The 25708-nt window shown below is 49.8% G+C and carries 23 protein-coding genes and 7 tRNA genes; 5 read left to right on the forward strand and 25 right to left on the reverse strand.

Annotated elements, in window-relative coordinates:
- Positions 1 to 130: 130 nt before the first annotated feature.
- The 10 genes from CMUST_RS08550 to CMUST_RS08595 form a co-directional block, all read right to left on the reverse strand.
- On the reverse strand, positions 131 to 685 hold the full coding sequence (locus CMUST_RS08550; RefSeq protein ID WP_047262173.1) for an adenine phosphoribosyltransferase: 555 nt from the start codon (positions 683 to 685) through the stop codon (positions 131 to 133).
- A 126-nt stretch (positions 686 to 811) separates the two neighbouring features.
- A complete protein-coding gene (locus CMUST_RS08555) occupies positions 812 to 2395 on the reverse strand; it encodes an ABC transporter substrate-binding protein (RefSeq protein WP_047263500.1) in 1584 nt (527 codons plus the stop codon).
- 256 nt (positions 2396 to 2651) lie between these two features.
- Complete coding sequence (gene secF, locus CMUST_RS08560; RefSeq protein WP_047262174.1) at positions 2652 to 3779, reverse strand: protein translocase subunit SecF; 1128 nt, start codon at positions 3777 to 3779, stop codon at positions 2652 to 2654.
- A gap of 2 nt (positions 3780 to 3781) precedes the next feature.
- Complete coding sequence (gene secD / locus CMUST_RS08565; RefSeq protein ID WP_407922007.1) at positions 3782 to 5695, reverse strand: protein translocase subunit SecD; 1914 nt, start codon at positions 5693 to 5695, stop codon at positions 3782 to 3784.
- Positions 5696 to 6027: 332 nt separating this feature from the next.
- The gene (gene yajC / locus CMUST_RS08570; protein WP_047262176.1) at positions 6028 to 6318 is read right to left on the reverse strand and encodes a preprotein translocase subunit YajC; all 291 of its coding nucleotides are present in this window, start codon (positions 6316 to 6318) and stop codon (positions 6028 to 6030) included.
- Positions 6319 to 6374: 56 nt separating this feature from the next.
- The gene (ruvB, locus tag CMUST_RS08575; RefSeq protein WP_047262177.1) at positions 6375 to 7448 is read right to left on the reverse strand and encodes a Holliday junction branch migration DNA helicase RuvB; all 1074 of its coding nucleotides are present in this window, start codon (positions 7446 to 7448) and stop codon (positions 6375 to 6377) included.
- Between the two features lie 18 nt (positions 7449 to 7466).
- Positions 7467 to 8081, reverse strand: a complete 615-nt coding sequence (gene ruvA, locus CMUST_RS08580) for a Holliday junction branch migration protein RuvA (RefSeq protein WP_047262178.1) — start codon at positions 8079 to 8081, stop codon at positions 7467 to 7469.
- Positions 8082 to 8185: 104 nt separating this feature from the next.
- Positions 8186 to 8803: a crossover junction endodeoxyribonuclease RuvC gene (ruvC, locus tag CMUST_RS08585; RefSeq protein ID WP_047263501.1), complete on the reverse strand. Its 618-nt coding sequence runs from the start codon at positions 8801 to 8803 to the stop codon at positions 8186 to 8188.
- Between the two features lie 389 nt (positions 8804 to 9192).
- Positions 9193 to 9948, reverse strand: a complete 756-nt coding sequence (locus CMUST_RS08590) for a YebC/PmpR family DNA-binding transcriptional regulator (protein ID WP_047262179.1) — start codon at positions 9946 to 9948, stop codon at positions 9193 to 9195.
- A 154-nt stretch (positions 9949 to 10102) separates the two neighbouring features.
- The gene (locus CMUST_RS08595) at positions 10103 to 10990 is read right to left on the reverse strand and encodes an acyl-CoA thioesterase (RefSeq protein ID WP_047262180.1); all 888 of its coding nucleotides are present in this window, start codon (positions 10988 to 10990) and stop codon (positions 10103 to 10105) included.
- Positions 10991 to 11242: 252 nt separating this feature from the next.
- Between CMUST_RS08595 and CMUST_RS08600 the strand changes: the two genes are divergently transcribed.
- A complete protein-coding gene (locus tag CMUST_RS08600) occupies positions 11243 to 11761 on the forward strand; it encodes a DUF3817 domain-containing protein (protein WP_047262181.1) in 519 nt (172 codons plus the stop codon).
- A 102-nt stretch (positions 11762 to 11863) separates the two neighbouring features.
- Positions 11864 to 13147: a hypothetical protein gene (locus CMUST_RS08605; RefSeq protein ID WP_052844602.1), complete on the forward strand. Its 1284-nt coding sequence runs from the start codon at positions 11864 to 11866 to the stop codon at positions 13145 to 13147.
- A gap of 18 nt (positions 13148 to 13165) precedes the next feature.
- Here CMUST_RS08605 and CMUST_RS08610 read toward each other — a convergent pair whose 3' ends face one another.
- The 15 genes from CMUST_RS08610 to CMUST_RS08680 form a co-directional block, all read right to left on the reverse strand.
- Positions 13166 to 13618, reverse strand: coding sequence for a hypothetical protein (locus CMUST_RS08610; protein ID WP_047262182.1), 453 nt, complete (start codon positions 13616 to 13618; stop codon positions 13166 to 13168).
- Positions 13606 to 14754, reverse strand: a complete 1149-nt coding sequence (locus CMUST_RS08615; protein ID WP_047262183.1) for a glycosyltransferase family 4 protein — start codon at positions 14752 to 14754, stop codon at positions 13606 to 13608. The genes CMUST_RS08610 and CMUST_RS08615 overlap by 13 nt, the downstream gene beginning before the upstream one ends.
- 168 nt (positions 14755 to 14922) lie before the next feature.
- Positions 14923 to 15885 (reverse strand): phosphatidylinositol mannoside acyltransferase, encoded by a 963-nt coding sequence (locus tag CMUST_RS08620; protein WP_144414158.1) that lies wholly within the window; start codon positions 15883 to 15885, stop codon positions 14923 to 14925.
- A gap of 21 nt (positions 15886 to 15906) precedes the next feature.
- Positions 15907 to 16572 (reverse strand): phosphatidylinositol phosphate synthase, encoded by a 666-nt coding sequence (gene pgsA / locus CMUST_RS08625; protein WP_047262184.1) that lies wholly within the window; start codon positions 16570 to 16572, stop codon positions 15907 to 15909.
- Positions 16565 to 17212, reverse strand: coding sequence for an HIT family protein (locus tag CMUST_RS08630; protein ID WP_236690094.1), 648 nt, complete (start codon positions 17210 to 17212; stop codon positions 16565 to 16567). The genes pgsA and CMUST_RS08630 overlap by 8 nt, the downstream gene beginning before the upstream one ends.
- A gap of 175 nt (positions 17213 to 17387) precedes the next feature.
- Positions 17388 to 19466, reverse strand: a complete 2079-nt coding sequence (gene thrS / locus CMUST_RS08635) for a threonine--tRNA ligase (RefSeq protein ID WP_047262186.1) — start codon at positions 19464 to 19466, stop codon at positions 17388 to 17390.
- A 162-nt stretch (positions 19467 to 19628) separates the two neighbouring features.
- Positions 19629 to 20915, reverse strand: coding sequence for a Dyp-type peroxidase (locus CMUST_RS08640; protein WP_047262187.1), 1287 nt, complete (start codon positions 20913 to 20915; stop codon positions 19629 to 19631).
- A gap of 149 nt (positions 20916 to 21064) precedes the next feature.
- Positions 21065 to 21676 carry a copper chaperone PCu(A)C gene (locus CMUST_RS08645; protein ID WP_047262188.1) on the reverse strand — a complete coding sequence of 204 codons (612 nt, stop codon included), beginning with the start codon at positions 21674 to 21676 and terminating at the stop codon, positions 21065 to 21067.
- Positions 21677 to 21754: 78 nt separating this feature from the next.
- Positions 21755 to 22312, reverse strand: coding sequence for a copper resistance CopC family protein (locus tag CMUST_RS08650; protein WP_047262189.1), 558 nt, complete (start codon positions 22310 to 22312; stop codon positions 21755 to 21757).
- Positions 22313 to 22524: 212 nt separating this feature from the next.
- Positions 22525 to 22597, reverse strand: a tRNA-Gly gene (locus tag CMUST_RS08655).
- Positions 22598 to 22632: 35 nt separating this feature from the next.
- Positions 22633 to 22704 (reverse strand) — tRNA-Val (locus tag CMUST_RS08660).
- Between the two features lie 10 nt (positions 22705 to 22714).
- Positions 22715 to 22785 (reverse strand) — tRNA-Cys (locus tag CMUST_RS08665).
- 40 nt (positions 22786 to 22825) lie between these two features.
- Positions 22826 to 22898: transfer RNA gene (locus tag CMUST_RS08670), tRNA-Gly, on the reverse strand.
- Between the two features lie 35 nt (positions 22899 to 22933).
- A tRNA-Val gene (locus CMUST_RS08675) sits at positions 22934 to 23005 on the reverse strand.
- A 22-nt stretch (positions 23006 to 23027) separates the two neighbouring features.
- Positions 23028 to 23103: transfer RNA gene (locus CMUST_RS08680), tRNA-Gly, on the reverse strand.
- A gap of 264 nt (positions 23104 to 23367) precedes the next feature.
- Here CMUST_RS08680 and CMUST_RS08685 point away from each other — a divergent pair.
- The 3 genes from CMUST_RS08685 to CMUST_RS08695 all read left to right on the forward strand — a co-directional run bounded on the left by CMUST_RS08685 (position 23368) and on the right by CMUST_RS08695 (position 25703).
- Positions 23368 to 23442: transfer RNA gene (locus CMUST_RS08685), tRNA-Val, on the forward strand.
- Between the two features lie 107 nt (positions 23443 to 23549).
- The gene (locus CMUST_RS08690) at positions 23550 to 24326 is read left to right on the forward strand and encodes a pyrimidine reductase family protein (RefSeq protein WP_158408212.1); all 777 of its coding nucleotides are present in this window, start codon (positions 23550 to 23552) and stop codon (positions 24324 to 24326) included.
- A 102-nt stretch (positions 24327 to 24428) separates the two neighbouring features.
- Positions 24429 to 25703 (forward strand): glycosyltransferase family 87 protein, encoded by a 1275-nt coding sequence (locus tag CMUST_RS08695; RefSeq protein WP_236690095.1) that lies wholly within the window; start codon positions 24429 to 24431, stop codon positions 25701 to 25703.
- Positions 25704 to 25708 lie beyond the last annotated feature (5 nt).

Here is a 25708-nt window from a genome sequence, read left to right on the forward strand (position 1 = left end):
TTTAAAGCTTTCTCCATCTAGATGCAGCCATTACTTCAAATCATGCGGCAGTATTTAACAATTCCGAGATACCAGATCCGCACACGCTGAAACTCAACTGCAGTTGGCGGTTATTAGATGAAAAATGCCACTACGAAGTTTGCAGATCATTGACGACGAATACAGGAGCACCTTGTAGCTTTTTCCGGCCGTCTAAATTTACCACCTCTAAAACCACTCCGTAACCAGCGACTTCCCCACCAAGCTGGCGGATCAGGTCCCTAGCCGCTACTAAAGTGCCACCAGTTGCCAAGACGTCGTCGATTAGCACAACTTTGACGCCCTCTAACTCAATTCCGTTTGCTGGAAGTTCTAAAGCTGCTGTTCCATATTCCAGCTCATATTCTTTGGTATGTACCGGCGGTGGTAGCTTTCCGCGCTTTCGTATAGCAAGAATACCCAGGCCAAGCTTATAGGCCACAGCGGAACCGAGAAGAAAGCCCCTGGCGTCAAGCCCCCCGATCATCTCGGCACCCATTTTACGTGCCGCAGCAGCAAGTTCGTCGACAAGCAGATGAAACGCTTCCGCGTCTGCCAATACTGGGGTGAGGTCTTCGAAAACAATCCCTTCTACAGGGAAACCTGGCACAAAACGAGTTTTAACACGTAGCGCCTCACGAGCATCGCAATACGTACTAACAGACATAAATCAAAAGTGCTTTCGTTAGAAATTGAGGGAAGTAACCGGAAAAAGCCTCCCCCATAAAGGTATTTGTTCTTTGCAGGCGACACCAAATCTTCGTTGTGGGTTGCCCCCATGGAAAATCACCATTTAACTATGGATTTCGTCTTCCCCCCACCGATCGAGATTCCAGCCAATTCCATACAAATCAGTGTTATGCACAACGTTTTTTACCGAGCGGTCAGCTATAAAAATCCGTGGTTGACTTGCCAAAGGTATGGTTTCCACATCATCCCAGCTTCGGGCTTCAGCGCCTCGCACTGCCTCAATGTCATTCGATACGTGTTCTACCGCGTCGAAACTGTATTGCGGATCTAGTGCTTGCAACATCGCATCAGCACCACCATCGGTGGTGAATTCGGTACCATAACTGTTTTCAAAGGTCCGAGGAAGATTTCCAATTGATGCAAAATCCGCCGACACGTCTTCGACAATGATCCCGGCTTCCGAACAAGAGCTGCGAATCGATTCCACCATTGCTGCTTTTCGCGCATCAGGCGCGAAATAACCGATCCGAACAGTTTGACCTTCCAGCCTACGAGCCGCATCAAAATTCATGCCCAAGTGAGGGTCAGTAATGTCAGAAAGATGTTGATTGATGCTGTCACGCGCCCGAATAGTTCGTGTCGCAACTGGATCTACAGTCACACCTGAGCTTTTCGACGACGCCCGGGCGACGGCAGCTTGGTCCACGCACGAGGCGAACGCTTGTCTGTTTTCTTTGGTTTGGAAAACTCCTGCCGAACCTAAAACCAAATGATCTGTCAACACCCCGGCGGTTGCTTCTATCTCGTAAATGTTTTCTGGATCATTTCGATCAATCCATTTCGTTTCCGAAACACTATCGACTTCAGCAATCTGAAGATTGCCGTCAGTAGCCAGCTTCTGCAGATCTGTGCCTTTGGGCCAGACGACGAGTTTGTCAAGTACTGGTTTTTCACCGTAATACTTGTCATTACGACTTAGCGTCACTTCCCCATTAGCCCCCACAGATTCGATGAAAAACGGGCCTGAACTTACTTGCAGTTGAGGGTCAAAGGCTTGGAGGTCGAAACCAGTGTTCCACACCTGTGCGATCTTAGGAAGTAAGCTATCGTCGTATGTTTGCAAAGCTTGGTTGAAGTCTTCAAGGCTTAAGTTGAGTTTGGCTGCTATCGCGTGTGCTGGCAGCAAACTTCCACCACTGAACAAAAACCGCCATCGATCACCGTAATTCTCTTTAAACACCACAGTGGCTAGTTTTGCTCCTGGCGTGCAGTCAACCCGCTCGACTTGATCCATCAATGGAATATATGAATCGAAGAGTGGCCGTGCCGATGCCGCAACAAATGCCAACAGGAATGAATCACACGTAATAGGTTGCCCGTCTGAGTAAACAGCTTTATCGGAAATTCGGTATTCTACGCGCTGCTGGGCCCCAGGGAGCGCACGAACCTGAACAAGATCCGAATTTGGAATGCGTTGCCCCTTCGGCCCATTAACGTACACACCAGGGTAGAGTCGCCCCGCCAGCTGGTGGGCATTACTAGAAAAACCAACGGTTGTCGAAACATTGGTGGTAATCAGGTAGTCATCGATGGCGTAGCCAAAGTAATCATGCGAATTCGCATCATCGGAATTAGATCCAAATCCACAACTGGCTAACGTCAATGAGAGTCCTAACACAGCGCTCATCGCGCCTGTGCGTAGCTTCCGCGAAAAGAATCGATGCACGCCGCTTCCTAACGGCTTTGCCGAAGCGTGCAGCAATCGCGTTTGAGTCATAGTGTCCGAGACTCCTCATTTTGTTATCAGGATGTTATTGACTTCATTGATTGTATCGTTAAATCCCTCAACCTCAACTTTTAACTTTGCCTTTTGGCAATAAGAAATCCGCATCAGATTCTGTGCACGCGTTAACGTCGACAATCTGATGCGGATGGCGCGAAAATTACGGTTGCCGGTTCGGTCGCCAACTGGATCCCGTAGAACTTGGCCCCTGGCCGCTGGGTCGTGAATCGACCGTACGCTCAGGACTTAAAACCCGACGTTTGAAATCAACGGAATCTTCCTCAGCTATGCCAGTTCCGGAACGATAGGCAGCGACTTGTGCATTATGCTTCTTGGTTTCCTTATTAAGGTTCTTCAAAGATACCAAGAATGGTGTTGCCAAGAAGATCGAGGAAATTGTACCCCAAGTTACGCCTATCAGCTGCACAAGAGCTAGATCCTTGAGCGTGCCCACTCCCATCAGCCACACTGCGATGACCATCAATGCAAGAATCGGTAAGACGGAGATAACAGTGGTGGAGATCGAACGCATCACAGTCTGATTGATAGCTAAGTTAGCGTGCTCGCCGTAAGTCATTTGTTTGTTTCCGAGATAGCCTGTGGTGTTTTCACGAACCTTGTCAAAAACGATCACTGTGTCGTACAAGGAGAATGCCAACACTGTCAACAAACCAATCACAGATGCCGGTGTTACCTCAAAACCAATCAGCGCATACAAACCAGCGATGAATGACAAGTCCACAAAAAGCGCGCCTAGAGCAGCAACAGCCATTTCTCGTTGCAGTCGCAGCGCAATGTAGACAAATACGGCTAGTAAAAATACGCCCATCGAAATCAGCATTCGATTCGTGATTGTGGAACCCCACGATTCACTCACAGTTGAGTCACCTATCACGTCCGGGCTTGGCTTGCCGTCTGTATCAGTTGGTTGGTATTTCTCGAAAATAGCTGCTCGAGCTTTATCAATCTGATCTTGACTTAACCGCTCTGAATTGATTTCAAGAATACGAGTGTCACCTGAACCGACAATTTGTGTAATGGCGGGTTCAACCCCCGTGGCTTCTTTAAATGTTTCCGACACGGCGGTGGTTTCCAGCGTTCCAGCAGGCATATTGATTTTGGTACCGCCTTCAAAATCTATGCCGAAATTGAAGCCCCGTATCAAGATGCTTAGTAGGCAGACAGCGAGAATAGCAAGCGTCACCCAATAAGAGATTCGCCGCTTTCCGACGAAATCGATACCACCTTCACCGGTAAAGATCTTTTCCATAGTTTTAGTGGAAGACATTGTTATTTCTCCCTTTCCGATTCCGATGGTTGAGATTCGGGCTGATCAGGGTTAACTGGATTAGAAATCAAATGCCCATGGGTTCGTGCTAATCGCTGCTCCACGTCTTCAACTTCCGGCTCAGATTCTGCTTGTTCTTGTTTCCAATCCCAGCCCCGCTTTGGCTCATTGTGGAATTGCCGAGCAGTCCCCGTCTTTTCAGCTAGCGCAAAGACTTTAGCCAAACCATTAACAGCGGGCTTTGCCGTCCACGGCTTGCGCGACGCCAGGATAATGAGGGGTGCTGTGAGAAGGAAAGTGACAAGCAAGTCAAAGACCGTCGTTAAGCCGAGAGTAAAAGCGAAGCCCTTAACTTCTCCGACCGCAAGGAAATACACCACCACGGCAGCAATCAGCGTAACAAAGTTACCCGTAATAATTGTCGACTTCGCCCGCTCCCAGGCGTGTGGAACAGCCGACCGGAACGTACGCCCACTACGCACTTCGTCTTTAATCCGCTCATAGATCACCACAAAGGAGTCCGCAGTGGTGCCAATACCGATGATCAAACCAGCAACACCCGCCAAGTCTAGCGAGTAACCAATTAACCGGCCCAACAAAACAAGGGAACCGTAGACGAATACTCCGGAAAGAATCAACGAGAATAATGAGATCAAGCCGAAGTAGCGATAGAAGTACAGCGAATAAAGAGCCACCAGTGCAAAACCAACCAACCCTGCGATCAAGCCTGCTTTCAGCGAAGCAACACCAAGGGAAGCCGGTACCGTAATTGCTGTTCCGCCTTGTTCTCCGTTCTCACCGGCAAAGCTCAACGGAAGAGCACCATAACGCAAATTATTGGCTAGTTCGGTAGCCTCAGCCTGGCTGAAGTCACCAGTAATAGAGGTTGCCTCACCTACCGAGGTAGCCGCCCGAATTACCGGTGCGGATATGATTTTGGAATCGAGGGTAATTGCAACTTGTCGTTCCAAATATTCCTGGGTTAACGCAGACCAAGTAGCCGACCCTTGGTCGCCTGCTCCCGCCTTGAAAGCGAAGTTTATTTCCATTTGGCCAGTTTGTGGGTTCAAGCCACCGGTAATAGGCCGACCGGTATCGATCTCGTCACCAGTTAGCCGTTTGCCGTTAACAGTATCTATCTGGCCTTGTAGTAATGGAACTTCGCCCAATATGTACACTTGCCCTTGGCCTGGGTCGCAAGCTACCAGTGGTTTCGCAGGATCGTCTGTTCCTTGCAACGGGTCTGGAGTGTCATCACATACCAACAAAGTGGAAGCTGCCAATTGGACAGCGGGGTCGCTAGATTGTCGGTCGGCTTTGAGAATTTCCAGTGTCTTTTCTCGCTGCTTCGTCGATTCAATCGAATTGGCTGGCTCATCGGGCGCGGATGCTGAGATCTTAAGCTCAGGTTTTTCTGGTTTAGGTTGTTCCGCATTTTCTCCCTCGGCAGGAGCAGGTGGGGTGGCAGCTAGTAATTCCTCTGCTCGGTCCAATTGCTCTTGTGCTTTTTCCGGGCTGATAGCACCGACCTCAACCCACCGGTTTGCCATCTTTTCAAGCTCAGGAATTACGGTCGCGTTGTCGACGGCACCCGGAACGGCTACTGGACGGAAGAACAGCTGTGACGTTTGACCAACTGCCCGGGCTTGGGACGTGTCTTCACCAGGAACAGTTACCACTAAGGTGTCGCCATCGATCACCACATTGGCTCCGGAAACACCCATTCCATTCACGCGGTTTTCCAGAATTGTGCGCGCTTGGCTTAGCTGTTCAGGGGTTGGTTTCTCACCCTGGGGAACCAGAGTAACTCGAGTACCACCCTGCAAATCAATACCAAGCCGAGGGGTGGCGCTACGGTCACCTGTGAAAAAAATAAGTGCGTATATCGCCAATAGAAGCAGAATGAACAAAGCAATAGCTTTCTTCGGCCATGTCTCCCATCGGGTACCGCCGCTTCGGAGTCTCGAAGCCACTGATCCATCTCCTCAAATACTGGTCGAACACGACTGAGTTCGACTACTTAATGCAGCTTTTCAAAGACACCATGAGCACACTTATGTCCATGGAGCTTTCGTGCCTTAAGAAAACCTCAAAACACACAACGAAACATGCTACGGCATAGGCTAGCTTAAGTGCGATATGACAGGAAAGTTCTCCACTATTTTTGCGATTAAGCAGTTCCAACCCCACCATCAGGATTTGCTCTAACTACCAGCTATCCACACGCGGGGTCCTGTCATATTTACTGTTACGGTGTCGCTATATCCGAAACGGGTTCCTGGGTGATGTTGCGAAGAATTGCATATTTTTCCCAGGTGGAAACAACACCAGATGCCGTTTCTAATTCAACGGTGGTTTCGGAAATGCCCCGAACCACTGCATGCAGCCCAGCCGTTGTCACAATGGTATCCCCTATTACGACGGAGTCTTGTATCTCACGAATCTTATCCAAATGCCGACGTTGTTTCCGCTGGATGATGAAACTTGGGAGTGCCACCAGAGCGAGCACCACAATGAGTAAAAATACCGAATCAAACATGGTTGTTAATATGCCAGAAAAAGACGGAAAGCTAGGGATGCCCCTCCTATAAAAACTTAAGAGAATAACGGTGCAGTGCTTCCCTCTGGTGGCTCTAACCCCAGGTGGTGCCATGCTGCGGCTGTTGCTACTCGTCCCCGTCCGGTACGGGTTATCATTCCTGCACGAACCAAATATGGTTCACAAACTTCTTCTACCGTAGATGGCTCCTCGCCGACTGCAATTGCCAAAGTGGAAACTCCTACTGGACCACCACCATGGCTTAGAACCAAGGCACTGAGAACCGCACGGTCCAATCTATCCAGCCCCTTTTCGTCCACATCAAACACAATGAGAGCTTGCTGGGCAGCAGCAAGATCAATGTGCCCGTCGGAATGCACTTCCGCATAGTCACGTACTCGCCGCAATAGGCGATTAGCAATACGGGGAGTACCCCGTGACCGTGATGCGATTTCAACTGCCGCGTCATAATCAATGGGAACTCCGATAATTTTTGCAGCTCGGGTAACCACCTGCGTTAGATCATCGGTGGCATAGAATTCCATTTGCGCGGTAAAACCAAATCTATCGCGTAGAGGGCCGGTTAACATGCCAGAACGTGTCGTAGCACCTACCAAGGTAAAAGGTGCCAATTCCAGCGGGATTGAAGTCGCACCTGGCCCTTTACCCACAATGACATCGATCCGAAAGTCTTCCATCGCCATGTACAGCATCTCCTCAGCGGGTCGCGCCATGCGGTGGATTTCGTCGATAAAAAGGATATCTCCTTCCATAAGATTCGACAGCATGGCAGCAAGATCACCTGCGCGCTCCAACGCTGGCCCCGAGGTCATTCGTAAGCTAGTTCCCATTTCGTAGGCAATAATCATCGCCATCGTCGTTTTACCGAGCCCAGGAGGGCCGGATAGAAGAACATGGTCTGGAGTTACACCCCGATTTTTTGCGCCAGTTAAAACCAAATTCAGTTGATCGCGTACTTTAGGCTGACCAATAAATTCATGTAGGCTGCGGGGACGCAGCGTTGTTTCAATGTCAGTCTCCTCCGGCATAGCATGTGTGTTTATCGCCGCATCATCGCTGCGAGCTGGCCTGTCCGGAACCGAGAATTCTGTTTTTTCCACATTCGCCATATTGTCATGTTCCTTGTTCTATTTCTTGGACAAGGCACTTAACGCGCCACGCAAAACCATACTTGTATCGGCGTCGGGGTTTTCTGCCATAACGGCTACTACTACGGGTTCTGCCACCTTTTCAGTGAATCCTAATCCGGTTAGTGCTTCTACCACCTGCGCGGCTACCGCAACGTCGGATGAGCTAGAACTTGAAAGCTCTGTACCAGGTTTTTGCAGCGCAGTTGGCTGAAGTGTTGAGACTTTATCCTTCAAATCCACAACCATCCGCTCAGCCATGCGCTTACCCACACCAGGAATTTTTTGCAGGGTTTTTGCATCATTATGTGTAATTGCGTGAACCAACTCCGCTGCCGAATACACCGATTGCGCTGCTAAGGCTAATTTCGGACCAAGCCCAGATACGGTTTGCAGTAAACCGAACATCTCGCGGGATTCCTCGTCAATGAATCCGTACAGGGTTTGTGAGTCTTCCCGTACCACCATCGTCGTAAGTAGGAAGGCTTCTTCACCTCGAGCTAATTGGCCTAGGGTCCTGGCGGTAGCAAGAACTTTATACCCAACACCATTACATTCTAAAACCGCATATTGCAGCTGAATATCTAAAACGGTGCCGCGCAGTGAAACAATCATTTCGTTACTTTCTTGTTGCTAAACGTGGCACGCCGAAAAGGGAGTCTTTCGACGATTTTACGGCCTAGCCACGGTAATCCGCAGCCAAGTTACAATTTCCTCAATCATGTTTTGGGCGAAGTGTTTGCCGCCCTAGCCAATTCCTCCGGCATCCCGTCAGCTCGTTGCGCTGCCTTTTGTTTTGCTTGGCCTAAAACGCCATTCATGTGCCGGGCTTGTTTCATTGTTAACCTCTCAGTTTCACGGTGTTTAGCCAATAATGGAGCCCGCCAACAGTGACAGACTGCAAGCGCTAACGCGTCAGCGGCGTCCGCAGGCTTGGGTGGTTCTGATAGGCCCAGGATTCTGGTGATCATCGCGGTCATTTGTTTTTTATCGGCCCGACCATTCCCGCTAACTGCTTTTTTAACCTCACTAGGCGTATACAGGTGCACGTCGATATTTCGTTGAGCAGCAGCAAGCATCAATACACCCACCGCATGCGCTGTGTTCATCACTGTGGAAACGTTTCCACGCTCAAATACCCGCTCAATAGCGACCACATCAGGCTGATACGAATCCATCCACTCATTGACAGCCTCGCTTAATTCAAATAATCGAACAGCTACGTCAGAATCTGTTGGGGTACGCACTACCCCAACAGCAACTGGAATAACCGCGCGTCCCCGCCCAGCCTGAATCACCGATAATCCACACCGGGTAAGACCTGGGTCAATTCCCATGACCCGCAGCCCTTCGATTGAAACAACTGACACTTACATGCAACCTTCCCAAGTGTTCAATGCGGCCGTTAAATCCACACAAGCGGATTCTGTATCTACCATTACCTATTAGCAGATCACCGCGCCATGACCGCAGAAATATCGAACATTATTTCTAATATAATATTACAATTCATGATCGGCATGAAAATTCAGGCGCTGACGAAAACTCGCCTCATTACAGCCTGAAATTTAGCACGTTGCTGCTGCCATCCCGGTTATAAACCGCCAATAGGGTATTCACTAATTAAAAACAGCGGTGGTCGGACGATACCAATCACCGCTGTAGTGGCATAGCTGTTCGCCAAGGCCAGTTGCTTAATCTGCAACCAACGCTTGGGGGTTTTCGATTACTCCGCGTTCAATTCAGCAATAACCTCTTCAGATAAATCCATGTTGGTATAGACGTTTTGAACGTCGTCGGAATCTTCCAAAGCATCAATAAGCTTGAATATCTTCTTAGCATCGGCAGTTTCCAACGCAACTTCGACCGAGGCGCGGAAATCCGAGTCTGAGTCTTCCACCTCAATTCCTGCCTCAACCAAGGCTTCTTTAACTGTGGTCAAGTCGCCCGGCGCGCAGACGATTTCGAACTTTTCGCCTACGGTATTTACTTCTTCAGCCCCGGCATCAAGAACTGCTAGCAATACGTCGTCTTCGCTTAGGTCACCGCTGGCTACCAGAATTATTCCTTTGCGGGTGAACATATAGCTGACTGCGCCGGATTCAGCCATGCTTCCACCGTTTTTTGTCATGGCGGTGCGAACTTCAGTGGCAGCCCGGTTGCGGTTGTCGGTTAGACATTCGATGAGAACTGCCACGCCGTTGGGTCCGTAGCCTTCGTACATTATGGTTTGCCAGTCTGCACCGCCGGTTTCTTCACCGGAGCCTCGTTTGCGTGCTCGTTCGATGGCGTCGTTGGGAACGGAGGCTTTTTTGGCTTTCCGGATCATATCGTCAAGGGTGGGATTTGCTGATGGATCGCCGCCACCGGTGCGGGCCGCCACTTCGATATTTTTAATGAGTTTGGCAAATTCTTTTCCGCGTTTTGCGTCATTTGCTGCCTTCTTGTGTTTCGTGGTTGCCCATTTTGAGTGGCCGGCCATGGTGGTCCTTTCGTAAGTTTTTTTCGGTGGGTTTTACCCAGGTTTATTAGATTTAGTTTGAGTTTTGTGTGGGTTTTAAAGTAACGCAAAAATTATACGGCACGGATGGGATGTGAGAATAGTCCATTGGTGTTTTTGCTTTTGTGTTGGCTTTTTATTGCTGGCCGGTGGCTAGGTTCTTCAGGGGTAGGGCTTGTTGTCCTTGTTTGAGGTTCCTTGTTAGCCCTTCTTGGGTGACAACTGCCACGAGGTCGCCGGCTCGGTTAAAGACTCGTCCGTGGGTTAGCGCGCGTCCTGCGTGTGCGGAGGGTGAAATTTGGTCATAGAGCAGCCATTCGTCGGCTCGAAAGGGCCTGAGGAACCATAGTGCGTGGTCAAGTGATGCCATTTGGACAGGGTGCCCTCTGTGCGGAACCAGGGCGGTGTGTAGGAGTGTCATATCTGACATGTATGTCAGCGTGCAAAGATGGAAAGTTTCGTCGTCTGGTAATTGGTTTTTGGTTTTGAACCAAACAAGTTGCTGACCGTGGGTTAGGCGGTTGTGTTCATAACTGTCTGGTGGTACTTGGCGGATATCCCAGTCAGTCCATTCTTCAAGGAGCGCACGGCTGCTTGCTGGTAGGTTATCTGGTTCAACAGTGATTGATTCAGGATCGGGTACGTCACGCATGTCATCGGAGTGTTCTATTCCTTCGTCGGTGCGACGGTGGAATGAACACTGCATGCTGAATATCGTTTCGCCGTTTTGAATGGCGGTGACGTGCCGGGATGTGAATGATCGACCGTGGCGAATATCGTCGACATTGTAAATGGTGGGTTGAGTTGAGTCGCCGGGCCCGACGAAGTATCCGTGGAGTGAGTGTACGCCCATGTCGCTGGTGACGGTGCGGATTGCAGATACTAGAGCTTGGGATGCTACTTGTCCGCCGAAGGTTCGGGTGAAGGTTGAGGGTGTAACTGGACCACGAAAGATGCGTGTATCAATTTGTTCGATGTCGAGTATGTGCTCTATTTTGCTGCGTTGCTGATTTCCGGGGTTCATCTGTCGGTGGTTTGGCTTCCTTATTAGTAGTTAATTCTCGGTGTTTATTTAAGCACTTTTGGTTTGGTCTAAAGGTAACGCAGGTAGTGAATGCAGTTTTGCTCAAGGCTGGCTGCGGGAGAAAGGTGGATGTTTTCTTTTTTAATTTTTCAACCTCTTGGTTGACTGGGGTTTCAGTTCATTTGGTTGATTTTAGGCCCGGGGTGGGTTTGGGGATATACGAGCTGCAAACGTGTCGGTTACTGTTGTTGCATGGTTGATTATTCAGATTCGGCAACAATTGGTTCGCATGATGGAGTTTTTTCCTCGCCGCGTCGGTTGCATAGGGTTGTGGCTTTTATAGAGATGGGGACGTGGACGTTTCTTATTGTCGGAATGGTTTTAAAGTACAGCGGTGTCACCGAGGCGGTTGTTCCGATAGCTGGTTCCATTCACGGCTTTGGGTTTTTATGTTTTGTTTTCGTCACTATTGGTATTTGGATCAACGATAGGTGGGATGCGCCGTGGGGTATCGCGGGCTTAGCGGTTTCGGCGATTCCGTGGGCAGCGTTGCCGTTTACTATCGTCTTGGATCGACGGGGCATGTTGAGTGATTCGTGGCGGTTCCGTCGCGGTGATAGTCCGAGATCCGTGTCGGAGAAGATTCTTGCGATTGTGGTTCGAAATCCGGTGGTAAGTTGCGTGGTATTAGCGGTTATAGTGGCAGTGGTTTTCTCGATTTTGCTTTATCTTGGCCCGCCAGTTGATGTTGAGGGGGTATTGACTAGTTAGGGCTAGCACCTACGGGTTGGTTTTCTATCGCTACACTATGAGTGTTGTTTCGTCAGGCTTGGCGTACAACACTCTTTTTTCATCGGCGTAAAGGTTTTTAAGATGTCTGGTGCCACTGTCATTAAGGTGGGCGAAGTACAGCCACAAGTGGTACGACTGTTGTGGTTGTGGTGGTTGATAGCACATGGGTTGTTGCTGCGGTTATTGGTGATTAATACGGTTCCAGACGGAGACGTCCGCTATTATTTCGACGCGGTTTCGGGGTTGAATCCGATTGCAATGCGGGAGTATCCGATTGTTGGCACCTGGCCCGCATATGTAGCCCTGTGGTTCAGTAATGGTTCTTCTGATCATTATTTGGCGATGTTCACTATGGTTTGCTACGCCCTTGATGCGATTTTCTTTGCCATAATTTTGCATACCCGCATTGCTGTTTCCTCACAGGCTAGAATAACGGCCGCGGTTTTTTGGGGTGGGTTTTCATTAGTTGTTGGACATGTTTGCGTATACCGTCTTGATATCTTTCCTTCAGTGGTAGTCGGTGTTGCTGCTATTTGTTTGTTCTTAGCGCCGCGATGCAGCGCTGGATTATTGGCGATAGCTGTGATGATCAAGTTATGGCCTGGGGTGTTGATCGTGGGATTGGTGGATTCTATCCGGCGCAGCAAAACTTATGTGCGGGTCGGTATTTTTATTGCGTCGTTGGTGTTAATTACGGGAGTTGTCATCCCGTTTTCGGGTATCGACCGCTTGTTATCGCCGTTTTCCTATCAGGGTGAGCGCGGATTGCAAATTGAGTCGGTTGCGGCCACGCCGTTTATGTGGTTAGCAAACACCAGGACCGCTGAAAACTACGTGGTGTTTTATGCGGCGTCGAAAAGCTATGAAATTAGTGGGCCGGGGGTTGCTACCGCAATTGGGCTAAGCAGTTTCTTGCTTCTAGCTACGTTAATTGCCGCTGCTCTGTGGGCTTTTCGACGACTGTGGGTAGGCGGTTGGAGTCCAGATCAAACGGTGGTGCTGTGGATTTTCTTGATTGTGATGTTGATCATTTCTAATAAGGTGTTCTCGCCACAATACATAGTCTGGCTTGGGCCAGTTCTTGCGGTTGCACTGTTGCGCGCCCGCAAACTGAAGTTTCCACTGTTCATGGCTGTACTTATTTACTGCATGGCACTTCTCGGTCAGGTGGTTTACCCATTCCACTATCACGAACTCACCGATAACGTTAGTGAGATGACGATCGGTGTAGTAGGGTTGGCTGCACGAAACATCCTCATGGTGGTGGCTACCATCATCGCTGGTATTTGGCTGGTGAAAACACCCGGGGGTGAGAATGCGAAGCAATCTGTTCGGTTTCTTGCGTCCCGATCAGGCGATAATTAACCCCTCATCACGTGGTTCTTACATAGTCAATTCGAAATACTCCGGTAACCGGGCGGTTCCGCCGAGTCGGAGCAATCGGACGGCGGGGCGTACCCGTAGAGCACGGGTATCGCTGACTGCGTCATTATAAAACCGGTGTGCTAACTGCAGACGTGCCTCCGCCTCCACAATACTTATCGGTGGTTGCGGGCCTAGTGCTGCAATTGCGGCGGTGATTTCCCGTTCTTTTTCCGCACGGTGCGAAAACGAATCGTATTCCAGCATCACCGATTCCGCGGAGTGCGCCATAGCACTGGCCGTGGGATCTACTGCCGCTAACACCGCTGCCCGACGATCGAGTGCTGCTTGCAATGCTAGTCGTGCTGCATCCGTGCGAACGTGAAGTCGATGCAAACGTTGGGCGGTACTTGACGCCCAAAAGACTGCTGCCGTAACAATGACAGCGATAATAACTGCAATTATTGTGCCCATTGCCGCCACCTAGATTCCGGTTTCGCTGCAAGCTGGACTTTCGTCCCATCAGATACTGTTTCGTAGACTCGTAGCACAGACTGGGCTACATGATCCCAGTCGTAGTTATGGCATCTTTCCGCACCTGCCCGAACCAGTTGTTCCCGCAACTGCGAGTCATTCACGACTTTCTCAATGGCACGTGCTAAGTCCTGCGGGTCGTCAGTTTTGAACAATAAGCCAGCCGGGGTTTCCGAATCGGTGGCACAAACTGCTGCGAATGCCTCAAGATCACTAGCTATAACGGCACAGCCTGCAGCCATGGCTTCGACTAAAACAATGCCAAAGCTTTCACCGCCGGTATTGGGGGCAACGTATATATCCGCTTTGCCCAATAACCTTGCTTTCTCGTCGTCATCAACGCGGCCAGCGAAATACACACCCCGTATTTTTCGTCTGCCCTTTCCGCCCCCAATAACAGTGATATTGCACAGGTAGTCCGTTAAGAGGTGTGCCTTTAATAAAACATCTAATCCTTTCCGGGGTTCATCTATTCGGCCGAGGAAAGCAATCTCAGGTTTTGTTATTGCTTCGGCCGCAACGCTTTTTGTTTGTCGACTCGCGTATTTTGCAAAAAACTCAATATCCACCCCGTTGGGAATAAGAACTGGATCGCCGCCTAATTGTTCCACCTGCCACCTGCGAGCCATTTCCGACACAGCAATTCCGCCCCGGATGCGTTCCAAATATGGCCGCAATAGTGGCAACGCAAGCTTGAGTAACATAGACCCCTGCGCTGATGTGTGATAAGTAGCCACGATCGGCCCCTCAGCAAGCATGAGCGCCGCAAGTGAGAAACTGGGTGAATTGGGTTCATGGATGTGCAGAATATCGAAATTGCCGTCGGAAATGAACTTCTTCACCTTGGCAAACGTCCACGGCCCGAACGACAACCTGGCAACCGAGCCATTGTATCGGATGGGAAAACTACGCCCACCACGCACCACAAAATCGGGCACATCAGTGTCTGGGCCACACGGCCCTATCACCTTCACGTCGTGGCCTTGCTCCGTCAGTTTTGTCGCAAGATCAAGGATATGGGCTTGAACGCCGCCTGGTTCGTCAAAAGAATAGGGGCACACAAAACCTATTCGCATATCTCTCAACCCATCTAATCCTCACACCTTCGCTCACTTCGCAAGCCAAAGGCAACCCACACAATACACTGTCTTAAATATCCGGTTAACAGACACACAATCGCAACGTCACTGAACTTTTACTATCTATGTAGCATAACGGAAACGGACGGTTGTTATCGGTGTTAGCTATTTGTTAGAAGTTCTATCAGCGCTCCAAAAGGGTTGAAGCACATGCCAATCTACCGGATGCTTACGGATATTATCCGCCATAATTATGCTGTACCTGCGCACGACATCCGAAACATCATCTGTGGAAAAAACCTCGATCGGTGGCGAAAACCGCATCCCCCACCCGGGCTGAAAAATGGTGCCAGTAAACCAGTTATCGATAACCAACAAGGTGGCGCCAGTTTCCAGAGCCAACCGTGCTGCTCCCGTCGGCAAAGTGGTGGTCTCACCGCAAAACTCCACTTCCACGCCCTTACCGTTCAGATCTCGGTCACCGACAATAGCCACCGTGCCGCCTGCAGCAACGACATCTTTCAGTCTTTCGTAGGCAGAACGCTCCCCCGGCGCACCGGTATGCGCTAAAACATTAAAGCCTAGCGATTGCCGAAACTTCACGAAGGTATCGAAAAGCTTTTCCGGTTTAAGCCGCTCCGCCACTGTCGTAAACGTCCCGATCTGGGATGCGACATACATTCCGGCTAGATCCCAGTTTCCACTGTGGGTTGCCACCACGATCGTTCCGGTTGGTTTTGCTACCGCTTCCAACAGATGCTGCTTTCCCATCACTTGACGATCTATCTTTTCGATGACCCTGCGATCTTTCATCATCGCTGGAAGCCGAAACGCTTCGTACCAATAGCGCGCATAGGACCGCATTGAGTCACGTATTAACGCCCGGGTTACGTTTTCCTTTCCAACAACTCGGCTTAGATTCTTACGCAGTTGGTTCATACCAGCGCCGTTATCGCTTGCATGATCCGCCCCCCATATGAATATCTGTGCTGTCAGGTGTTTGGGCAATCGACTCATGAGTGCCCAACCCGCGTAATATCCCCATGCGTTTATTGTTTCCCAGCTTGGTGGGGTCGTCGAAAAGCGTGAGAACAACAAACCTTCATTGGTAGACGCAATACTATTCATTGTTTTAGATCCTCGTGCCGCTTACTTCTGCGGGGCCATTGGTTCGCACTCCGTGGCACCGACTGGTGCAGCGATCGCCTCGGATGCATGGGGGCTTTTCGCGGCGATCAAAAGACGTTGACCAACAGTGATCACGCTGCCGATGGCTAAAAACCATAACGCCACATCAATGGCGTAAGGAACGCCTAAGCCCGTCAAACCGATTCCGGTAAGACCAATGATCAACCGTTCTGGCCGTTCAATCAAACCGCCAATCACTTCAAAACCTGAGGCTTCGCCGCGGGCTTTGACGTACGAAATCACCTGCGAGGAAACCAATACGATAAAACTCGCGATAATCACGCTGGCATGCGGCTTGTAGGTATAAATCAGCCACCAGGTAATTGCGGCGAATAGCGCCCCGTCAGTTATCCGGTCACAGGTCGCATCTAGCGTCGCGCCGAATTTTGTGCCGTAGCCTTGTAGGCGAGCCATCGTGCCGTCGACCATGTCCAGCGCTGCAAAGACACCGGATAATACTGCCGCTAACACGAGGTGTCCGGTAGGAATGAAGATCACCGCAATTGCCGTAGTGATTAAGGCGCCCACCACCGTTACTGTGTTAGGGCTAAGCCCCATTTTGTTTAATAACCGAGCAAGCGGTTCTATCACCACTGCCGCTGGTTTGCGTCCACTCACACTAAGCATGTGCAACTCCCGGAAAATCCGGATCCTCTGCGGCTAGATCTGACCATGCCTTAGCCAGCAGGTGACGTGTCTCCCGTAATAATTGCGGGAGAACTTTAGTTTCACCCAGTACCGTCATGAAGTTCGCGTCTCCATTCCACCGCGGCACGATGTGCATATGTAGGTGCTCCCCTACCGATCCACCCGCTGAACGGCCGAGGTTAAATCCCACATTGCAGGCATCCGGGCGAGACACGCTCTTCAACACCCGAACTGCAGCCTGGGCAAACGCCATGAGTTCTGTTGACTCCTCTGGTCGCAAGTTTTCCAAATCTGGCTCTTGACGATACGGCACGACCATCATGTGCCCCGAGTTGTATGGGAAAAGATTCAATACGCAGTAAACAAATTCCCCACGCGCCACAATAAGCCCGTCTTCATCTGACAACGTTGGAATTTCGACAAAGGGATTCGGTCGGTGATCCACACGTACTTCGTTATTTTTTTCCGTATCACCGTTGGTTATCTTCTGCGCCGTCGAAACGCCGCTACTTTTAACTCCGTCATTACGGATATAGTTCATCCGATAAGGAGCCCACAACCGTTGCAGTCGATCGGGAGTACCAACACCTTGATCGATGAAATCCTTAGAGTCACTCACAGCTGTTTTCGTCCTCACCTAACTTTGTACAAGTGATTGGCCGATGCCAAAAACCCGTGGCGCCTGCTTTTCGACGTTTCCATCAGCGCTTCCCCCCAACCTTAGTGAAAGCCTCAGCCAAAGTGGTGAAAATCTCGGGCGAGGCTTGCACTTTGTTATAGACCAGATATGCAATCTAATTGGGGGTTATCCTGCCTCGGTTGGAAAAAGCATCTGCGGTTGGTTGTTCGTTGCGTTGCTTGCGAATCCACGTTTCGATCAGGTCGACCGCTTCCGACACAGGCACCCCGTTTACTTGGGTTCCGTCCAAGAACCGGAAACTTACCGCGTCTGATTCCACATCCCGTGCTCCGGCCAACAGCATGAACGGCACCTTGGCTTGGGTGTGGTTTCGGATCTTCTTTTGCATCCGGTCATCAGAAGTATCAACACTGGCGCGAATACCACGAGCGCGCAGCTGGGTCATAACCTCCTCCAAGTGAGGGGTGAAACTGTCAGCTACCGGGATACCAATCACCTGGTGCGGTGCCAACCAAGCGGGGAATGCACCAGCGTAGTGTTCTAGCAGTACGCCAAAGAAACGTTCAATAGAGCCGAACAACGCGCGGTGAATCATGATCGGACGTTTCTTCGTTCCATCTGGAGCTGTGTATTCCAAATTGAAACGCTCTGGCAGATTGAAATCCAGTTGCACGGTCGACATTTGCCAGGTGCGGCCGATGGCGTCACGCGCTTGTACTGAAATCTTCGGACCGTAGAAAGCAGCACCACCCGGATCCGGAACCAGACTCAAGCCTGAGGCATCAGCAACTCGCTGGAGAATCTCGGTGGATTTCTCCCAGATTTCATCGGAACCGACGAACTTGTTAGGGTCCTTGGTGGATAGTTCCAGGTAGAAATCATCAAGGCCGTAATCACGAAGCAACGAGATAATGAAATCCAATACCGTGGTCAGTTCGGCTTCCAGTTGGTCCTCGGTACAGTAAATATGGGCATCATCCTGGGTAAAACCACGCGCACGAGTGAGCCCGTGGATAACACCCGATTTTTCGTAACGGTAGACCGTCCCGAATTCAAACAGCCGCAACGGCAGTTCGCGATACGAACGCCCGCGTGAGGCGAAGATGAGGTTGTGCATCGGGCAGTTCATTGGCTTTGCATAGTAGTCCTGCGGCGGCTTAACTACGGTGCCATCTTCGTCATATTCACCATCCAATTGCATCGGTGGGAACATACCATCAGCATAAAAATCCAGGTGCCCGGATTTTTCGAAGAGCTCTCCCTTTGTTAAATGTGGGGTATTGACGAAAGAATACCCGGCAGCAATATGCCGCCGACGGGAATGTTCTTCCATTTCCAATCGAACAATGCCACCGTTTGGGTGGAACACTGGAAAACCGGAACCGATCTCATCAGGGAAGCTAAATAGATCCAACTCCGCACCTAACCGCCGGTGATCTCGCTTTTCAGCTTCAGCGAGTTTATGTTCGTATTCGGCTAGCGCTTCTTTAGATTCCCAAGCCGTGCCGTAGATCCGTTGCAAACCAGCATTAGCCTGGTCGCCCCGCCAGTAGGCAGCAGATGATCGGGTCAGGGTAAACGCTGGGATATATTTCGTCGTTGGAACATGCGGTCCCCGGCACAGATCGTACCATTCGACGTCGCCCGTTCGCGGATTCAGATTGTAATATCCGGTGAGTTCGCCCACTCCGACTTCTGTAGCCTCATCAGAATCAGGATCGACCGATCCCTTATCTGCTATGAGCTCTAACTTGTAAGGTTCATCTTTCAAGGCAGCACTAGCAGCCTCGGTGCTTTCATACACTCGCCGTTCGAATTTTTGCCCAGATTTGATGATCTTCTTCATTCGCTTTTCAATGCGCTGAAGATCTTCAGGAGTAAACGGTTCCGCCACGTCAAAGTCGTAATAGAAGCCATTTTCAATCGCCGGACCAATTCCTAGTTTGGTCCCGGGGAATTCAAGCTGTACTGCCTGAGCAAGCACGTGTGTGGCCGAATGCCGAATAACGCCGCGCCCTTCCTCTGTATTAGCAGGAATTGGAGTAACCATGACGGTTTCATCCGGGACAAAAGACAAGTCGCGGAGATTACCCTCGGAATCTTTAACACAAACAATTGCCGTTGGGCCGGTGTTTGGTAGCTCTAATTCCCGCATCGCAGCCCCTACCGGTGTACCAGCAGCCACCGAAAATGGGGAATGAGGATTAATTGCGGCATCAGTCAGCTGTGCCATAAGTTCACTGCGCTCCTTACTGCGCTCAGGCATCCACGCGTCAGACCTGGACGCGAGATGCAACGAAATTACCTGCCCTGAAACATGCACCAAGGCAGGTACTTTAATAACGGTTACACCAGTATTGGTCAAACCGCTGGCTTTTAATCTTACCTCGCAACCTTAAGATTGTAGAAGTGCTGCACCCCAGAACCTGTCGCCGTCCTCACCACCGTCTGCTGTTCCAGGGGGAACCGCATACACAGCCGAACCGATGTGTGTTATCCATTCATTCATGCGATCGCTGTCATTTAACCGCTGCTGAATGGGAACAAACTGTTGTAACGGGTTCTGCTGAAAACACACGAATACCAATCCGGTGTTCGAGGTTTGTTCGGAACCAGGAACTGGCGGCTGACTGAAATTGTAAGCCCGGCGACGAATCCGCTGATTAGGTATATCCAGTGGCGGTGCAGCTAAGGCCATATGAGACCGAGGGTCAATAATCGGCAGCCCGACTTCGTCGGTAGCGTCAAAATCCGCTGGTTCAAATTCGTCGGTCCCAGAAAGTGGCGCCCCCGAGTCGAGGAACCGCCCCATCGCTACTTCACGTGATGTCCGGTCGAGTTTTTCCCAATCATCAAGATTCATGTTAATGCGACGGACCACCATCGCTGTACCGCCAACAAGCCATTGTGGCGAATCCGAATCGCCGTTAATCCAGACGTAATCTTCATATTCGGAGTCCGATGCGGGGTTTACGGTTCCATCTTTCTGACCGAACAGGTTACGAGGAGTTGCTCCTTTTTCCGTTGCACCCACGGCGTTGAGAAATCCCTGTTGTAGCCACAGGGTTTCTACATAAGCGGCGCCGGAACGAATCATATGCCGGGTAGCAAACGCCAAGGTCACTGGGTCGTCACAACAGATTTGCAAAGCTATGTCAGACTGACCCCATTGATCTTCCAACTTGTCACTGCTAAATTCCGGAAGCGGACGCAACCAATCAGGGCGAGCATCTTTTTTGTCAATGATGTCGAAAAACCGAGGACCAAATCCACAGGTAATAGTCAAATTAGCAGCGGATTCCGCAAGCTCTGGTTCGAGACTACCAACAGGGTTTTGCCCACGGGTTAACCTGCGAGCGTCTTCCGTCCACAATGTCATCAATCGACGTACGGCCACTAGATCAGTGCCAGCCCTAAGATTAAAGGCCACCATATTGAGTAAAGCCTGACCCGGAGTGGCCACACCTGCTTGATGCTTCCCATCGAAAGGCACAACCTGCTTGGCTAAAAACGCTCCACCTTCTTCAACGTTAACTTCAGCTAAACCGCTTTCCCCCGAACGCTCACTGCCACAAGCTGTTAACGCAGTAGCTGAGGTCGTGACAGTTGCACCGATGAGGAAACTACGGCGCGACAGAAATTTTTGCGAATCTTTGGGGTCAGGTGGAATGGCGCCAGCCATGAAGAATCAATACCTTTCCTACGTTTTGATGGTAGACAAACTTGACTTGTTGGTTACCCTGTTGGTTGCAGCTGCGTAACCTAGAAGGCCCGCATGAATGCAAAACATGAGGTTGTGCTGTCACGAAAGCCTCCTATCATCGTTGATATCTAATGCTTGTGTTCGCTGTGATCATGATCCCCGTGATCGGAGTGATCACTAGAGTATTCCTCATCGCCCGCGGCAACCGTACGAACTGGAATGTCCTTGAAGTCAACCATGGAACCATCACTTAATTCCACACTGAGATTGACAGTTTCACCAGCTGCTACCGGCTTAGAAACATCCATAACCATGAAATGATCATGTCCAGGCTCAAGTACATGAGACTTACCAGCTGGAATTACGAATCCACCCTGCTTTTCTTGCATTTTCCCGTCCACCACTTCATGCAGCTCGAAAGAACCAGCATCAATGTCGGTCTCAAAACCAACGATAGTGATCTCATTATCAGTATTGTTGGTTATTTTCCCGAAAACGGCAGTCATCTTTGCGTCAGATTCCATGGCACGAACAAAGGCGTCATCAAAGCTAATGTCTTCTTTGCTCATTTTGTCACCAGCGTCTTTAACTGCGCTGGAAGCAGCTGTTGCCATCACCGAGGTGGCAGTATCAACCTTGTTTGCTGAGTCCTTTTCGGAAGTAGTGCAACCGGAAAGAATTAACGCGGAGGCCGCGACTGCGCAAAGGGCAACGGTTCGGATCTGTCGAAAATTTAACATAACGAGAATCACTTTCTCTGTGGTGACATCATTGCCACCACTAGTTGAGGAACATTGAACAATAATCGATAGCAGCGGCTAACGGCTACTATGCTTTTTGTTTCGGAGGACGATAATTACAAAAGATGAAAGTAGGAAAACAATACCAACCCCGATACCTAGTGTAATCCATGCATTAGAGTTCTCAACCGCCGATTGAGAATCACCTGAACTTGAGGGATTTGGTGGTGAATGGTTTTCTGAAACTGATGGCATCTCACCTGATCGCACGATAGAAAAGGTTGTTTTTCCACGAGTTGAGTGACCATCAGAAGAAGTTATTTGAAAACCGATTGTGTACTCGCCAGATGAAAACTCGATATCCCCTGGTACATCAAGTGTGACATTACGCCCGTTCACAGTCGGTTCACCTCTAAATAGCACGCGGCCGGTACTGTCGGTAACAGCGAGCGTATTAAAACCCGATTTTGGCTCGCCGGAGAATTCCAACACAATTTTGCTTGGCGCTTCCGTAAGAACCTCACCATCTCTAGGCGCTCCCCCTACAACCACATCATGAGCAGAAGCAATATTGCTAGGAATAAAGGGAGCTATTGCTCCCCCACCCCACAAGGCTAAGACCACAGCGATTATCATGTGGGCGCATCGGAGACGCCTAGGTAGTGTTATGCGACGGTTAGCCAGTATCATTGCGTCCTTTCCTTACAGCAGCACATTACGAACCTTGGTTTAGGTGACGGTTCGTGTGCTACACAGTAGTCGGAGATTCATTGCAGAAAGTTCCCGCAGATTCACAAATAAAAATAATGTCGCCCTTCAGAATCATGAAGGGCGACATTGTTGTTGAGAGCGGATGACGAGACTCGAACTCGCGACCCTCACCTTGGCAAGGTGATGCGCTACCAACTGCGCTACATCCGCATCTGTGCATTTTTTCAAGCTGCACAACGCTCGTGTGCGCGATACTGGGATTGAACCAGTGACCTCTTCCGTGTCAGGGAAGCGCTCTCCCGCTGAGCTAAACGCGCTTAGTTTTTGAGGTGGAAACGGGAATCGAACCCGTGTGCACGGTTTTGCAGACCGTTGCCTCACCACTCGGCCATTCCACCACGGCATAAACCGTTTTATTAAGTATCTTAGCGATACTAGAGCGGATGACGAGACTCGAACTCGCGACCCTCACCTTGGCAAGGTGATGCGCTACCAACTGCGCTACATCCGCATCTGTGCATTTTTTCAAGCTGCACAACGCTCGTGTGCGCGATACTGGGATTGAACCAGTGACCTCTTCCGTGTCAGGGAAGCGCTCTCCCGCTGAGCTAAACGCGCAACAAACATTCATAAATGAATGTGGAGCGGATGACGAGACTCGAACTCGCGACCCTCACCTTGGCAAGGTGATGCGCTACCAACTGCGCTACATCCGCATGCACTCTTTTTTGGTGCGGAAAAAACATTAGCCGCTTCCACCCAGGAAACACAAATCTGCACGTAACCTCACCGGAAAATACGTCCATAACGTAAGGGTAAACTGTCGCATAAACCACAGCAATGTAATTTAAGCCTAAAAACACGCAACATAGCGGCACATCAGAGAACATCGAAAATTAGGATTCCACGAATAGCCGTGCTAATTTTGTCTATCGGAAGTCCAGAAGCCCGCAAATTCTGATCCTTATACGCACTTTTAAGGTCCTATGGCTCAGTGGAAGAGCGTTCCGTTCACACCGGAAAGGTCGCTGGTTCGATCCCAGCTAGGACCACCACAACCGCAACTTCGTTTAGGTAGTTGCGGTTTTTTACATCAAAGAATACAAAAACCGAACTTTAACTTATGGCATTTGACCACACCCCCAATCCCCACATTTTTCCAATGGCGTTGACCACACAAAACGTCGCATGCCTTCTTCCGGCTCCCCCATCGAAAACAAGCAAACAGGTTTCTGTTCACGCCATTGCGGTTTCAACACTTAATGGACAAGCGACTGTTAATGGTTCCAGCCAGGCTCTTGGTAACGACGTCGATAGTGCATTATTACACGCATCACGCGCACTCGCCGACTGCATAATCGTTGGGGCAGAAACGGCCCGTTCGGAAAACTATGGTGGGGTCACACTCTCAAAAACCGAGCAAATTGAGCGCAGGCAGCGTGGACAAGCGGACATTCCACCGATAGCAGTAATTACCACTCACGCAGAGTTAGACCCTGAATCCAGATTATTCACCGATGCCTTAAAGCAGCCGATCATCGTGACAGACCCAACGGTTGCAGCTCCAGAAGCACTAGCGCGGATTTCCGCTACTGGGGCAAAAGTCATCACGGTCAAAGGCTTAAAACCCCAAGCCATTATTTCCGAACTACATGCACTCGGTTTTAGGTATTTCAGTCTTGAAGGTGGGCCTTATTTATATTCACAGTTTTTTACTTCCGGGTTGATCAACTCACTAAATATCAGCATCGATCCACGTATTTCCGCCACCGAAAAACCACTATTCACACTGCCAGCAACCGATTCCCAGTCGGAATTAAAACTCCAATTAAACCAATGTGGTGTTAGCAATGACGGCTTCGTTTTCCTTCGATACTGCTTCCCAAACTCAAAGCACTTTGATGACAACCAGTCACCCTCAACCAACCCTCGTATCTGAAACAGACAACAACATTGCCCATCACGCTGAACTCAGGGCGCAGAAACACTGAATCCATACCGGCCATTCCCCTATTGAGTTTGAGCCAGATAACCTAGAAGTGTGAACTCATTTTCTTTGACCAAGCTTCATTCGGTCTGGGCAGAACCTATTCCCCAGCCACAGCAATCCGACACACAGCACGATCAAACGGGGTCTGCCGATGAGTCTGATTGTGATAGGGCTACGCGCACGAATTCTATTGCGAAGTTAGCTTTGTGGCCCGTAGCTATTTTTTTAGTGCTACACCGTGTGGTCATTCTCGCGGTAAATGGTAGCAATACCGATGATTTTACAACCGTCTATCAAGCATTACGACGATTTTTAACTAACCAACCAGTGTATAGCGAAAACTATAGTTTCGTTGACCCGCATTATCTGTATAACCCAGGCGCAACATTACTTCTAGCCCCACTCGGCACAATTGACGATGCTTCCAGCGCCCGGTTTGGATTTATTATCGTAAATGCTTTGTTTATTATTGGCGGTTTAGCCATATTAACAAGATTATTCGACTACACACTTTCAAGTGCCGTCTTCCCTGCGATTATTGGCATCGCTTTTTGTACTGAAGCCGTAATTAACACATTGGTATTTGCCAATATTAATGGCGTCTTATTATGCGCTTTATGCGGATTTATTTGGGCGATGTTGCGCAATAAATTATGGATCTCTGGACTAATTTTAGGAGTAATGATCTTAATTAAACCCGTTTTTGCTCCTTTATTATTCCTCCCGTTGATAAAGTTGCACTGGCCGACGATTTCGACAGCGATCGGCTTGCCTATAATACTCAACGTCATCGCATGGCCAATTATTCCCGGCGCTTCAGACTATGTACAACGGACAGTGCCGTACTTAGGTGAAGTTCGCGACTATGCTAACAGCTCTTTTCCCGGACTAGCGTTATATTTTGGTTTAAATCCCTGGGTGGAACGCCTAGCTTTCGCTTTTTTCGCGGCATTGATAATTACTACGGTATTTTTTCTCCTTCGGCTCCGTAACAGTGACCCATTAGTATGGGCCTCCACTACATCTGGCGTGTTGCTAGCCGGCGCATTCTTATTGTCCTCGTTAGGGCAAATGTACTATTCTATGATGCTTTTTCCCCTGCTATTCACAGTGCTGAAAAGTAGATCGCCGATGCATTCTGCAGCTGGATGGATTGGCGCATTTTTATGCCTTTCGCCCTTAGATTGGGTTTCGCTTTACCAGCCTGTATGGGGCAGATGGTTTAATACGTTCCAGGCAACAATTGGCTGGGCAATTATTATTGCCACGGTAACGGCGTTTTCAGTGGCTGCTTTTCGACGTTCAAAAACTCCAATTCAGCTATAAACAAT

The sequence above is a fragment of the Corynebacterium mustelae genome (assembly GCF_001020985.1).
Taxonomy (GTDB): Bacteria; Actinomycetota; Actinomycetes; order Mycobacteriales; family Mycobacteriaceae; genus Corynebacterium; species Corynebacterium mustelae.

Bases quoted from the DNA above. Each gene is read 5' to 3' on its own strand.
- CMUST_RS08615 (WP_047262183.1), bottom strand. From the start codon at position 14,754: ATGCGAATAGGTTTTGTGTGCCCCTATTCTTTTGACGAACCAGGCGGC.
- ruvB (WP_047262177.1), bottom strand. From the start codon at position 7,448: ATGGCGAATGTGGAAAAAACAGAATTCTCGGTTCCGGACAGGCCAGCT.
- CMUST_RS08610 (WP_047262182.1), bottom strand. From the start codon at position 13,618: ATGGGCACAATAATTGCAGTTATTATCGCTGTCATTGTTACGGCAGCA.
- thrS (WP_047262186.1), bottom strand. From the start codon at position 19,466: ATGGCACAGCTGACTGATGCCGCAATTAATCCTCATTCCCCATTTTCG.
- CMUST_RS08595 (WP_047262180.1), bottom strand. From the start codon at position 10,990: ATGAACCCCGGAAATCAGCAACGCAGCAAAATAGAGCACATACTCGAC.
- CMUST_RS08640 (WP_047262187.1), bottom strand. From the start codon at position 20,915: ATGGCTGGCGCCATTCCACCTGACCCCAAAGATTCGCAAAAATTTCTG.
- ruvA (WP_047262178.1), bottom strand. From the start codon at position 8,081: ATGATTGTTTCACTGCGCGGCACCGTTTTAGATATTCAGCTGCAATAT.
- CMUST_RS08690 (WP_158408212.1), top strand. From the start codon at position 23,550: ATGGCGTTGACCACACAAAACGTCGCATGCCTTCTTCCGGCTCCCCCA.
- CMUST_RS08620 (WP_144414158.1), bottom strand. From the start codon at position 15,885: ATGAATAGTATTGCGTCTACCAATGAAGGTTTGTTGTTCTCACGCTTT.
- secF (WP_047262174.1), bottom strand. From the start codon at position 3,779: ATGTCTTCCACTAAAACTATGGAAAAGATCTTTACCGGTGAAGGTGGT.
- CMUST_RS08650 (WP_047262189.1), bottom strand. From the start codon at position 22,312: ATGATAATCGCTGTGGTCTTAGCCTTGTGGGGTGGGGGAGCAATAGCT.
- pgsA (WP_047262184.1), bottom strand. From the start codon at position 16,572: ATGCTTAGTGTGAGTGGACGCAAACCAGCGGCAGTGGTGATAGAACCG.
- ruvC (WP_047263501.1), bottom strand. From the start codon at position 8,803: ATGGGAATTGACCCAGGTCTTACCCGGTGTGGATTATCGGTGATTCAG.
- CMUST_RS08600 (WP_047262181.1), top strand. From the start codon at position 11,243: ATGGTTGATTATTCAGATTCGGCAACAATTGGTTCGCATGATGGAGTT.
- yajC (WP_047262176.1), bottom strand. From the start codon at position 6,318: ATGTTTGATTCGGTATTTTTACTCATTGTGGTGCTCGCTCTGGTGGCA.
- CMUST_RS08605 (WP_052844602.1), top strand. From the start codon at position 11,864: ATGTCTGGTGCCACTGTCATTAAGGTGGGCGAAGTACAGCCACAAGTG.
- CMUST_RS08645 (WP_047262188.1), bottom strand. From the start codon at position 21,676: ATGTTAAATTTTCGACAGATCCGAACCGTTGCCCTTTGCGCAGTCGCG.
- CMUST_RS08590 (WP_047262179.1), bottom strand. From the start codon at position 9,948: ATGGCCGGCCACTCAAAATGGGCAACCACGAAACACAAGAAGGCAGCA.
- CMUST_RS08555 (WP_047263500.1), bottom strand. From the start codon at position 2,395: ATGAGCGCTGTGTTAGGACTCTCATTGACGTTAGCCAGTTGTGGATTT.
- CMUST_RS08550 (WP_047262173.1), bottom strand. From the start codon at position 685: ATGTCTGTTAGTACGTATTGCGATGCTCGTGAGGCGCTACGTGTTAAA.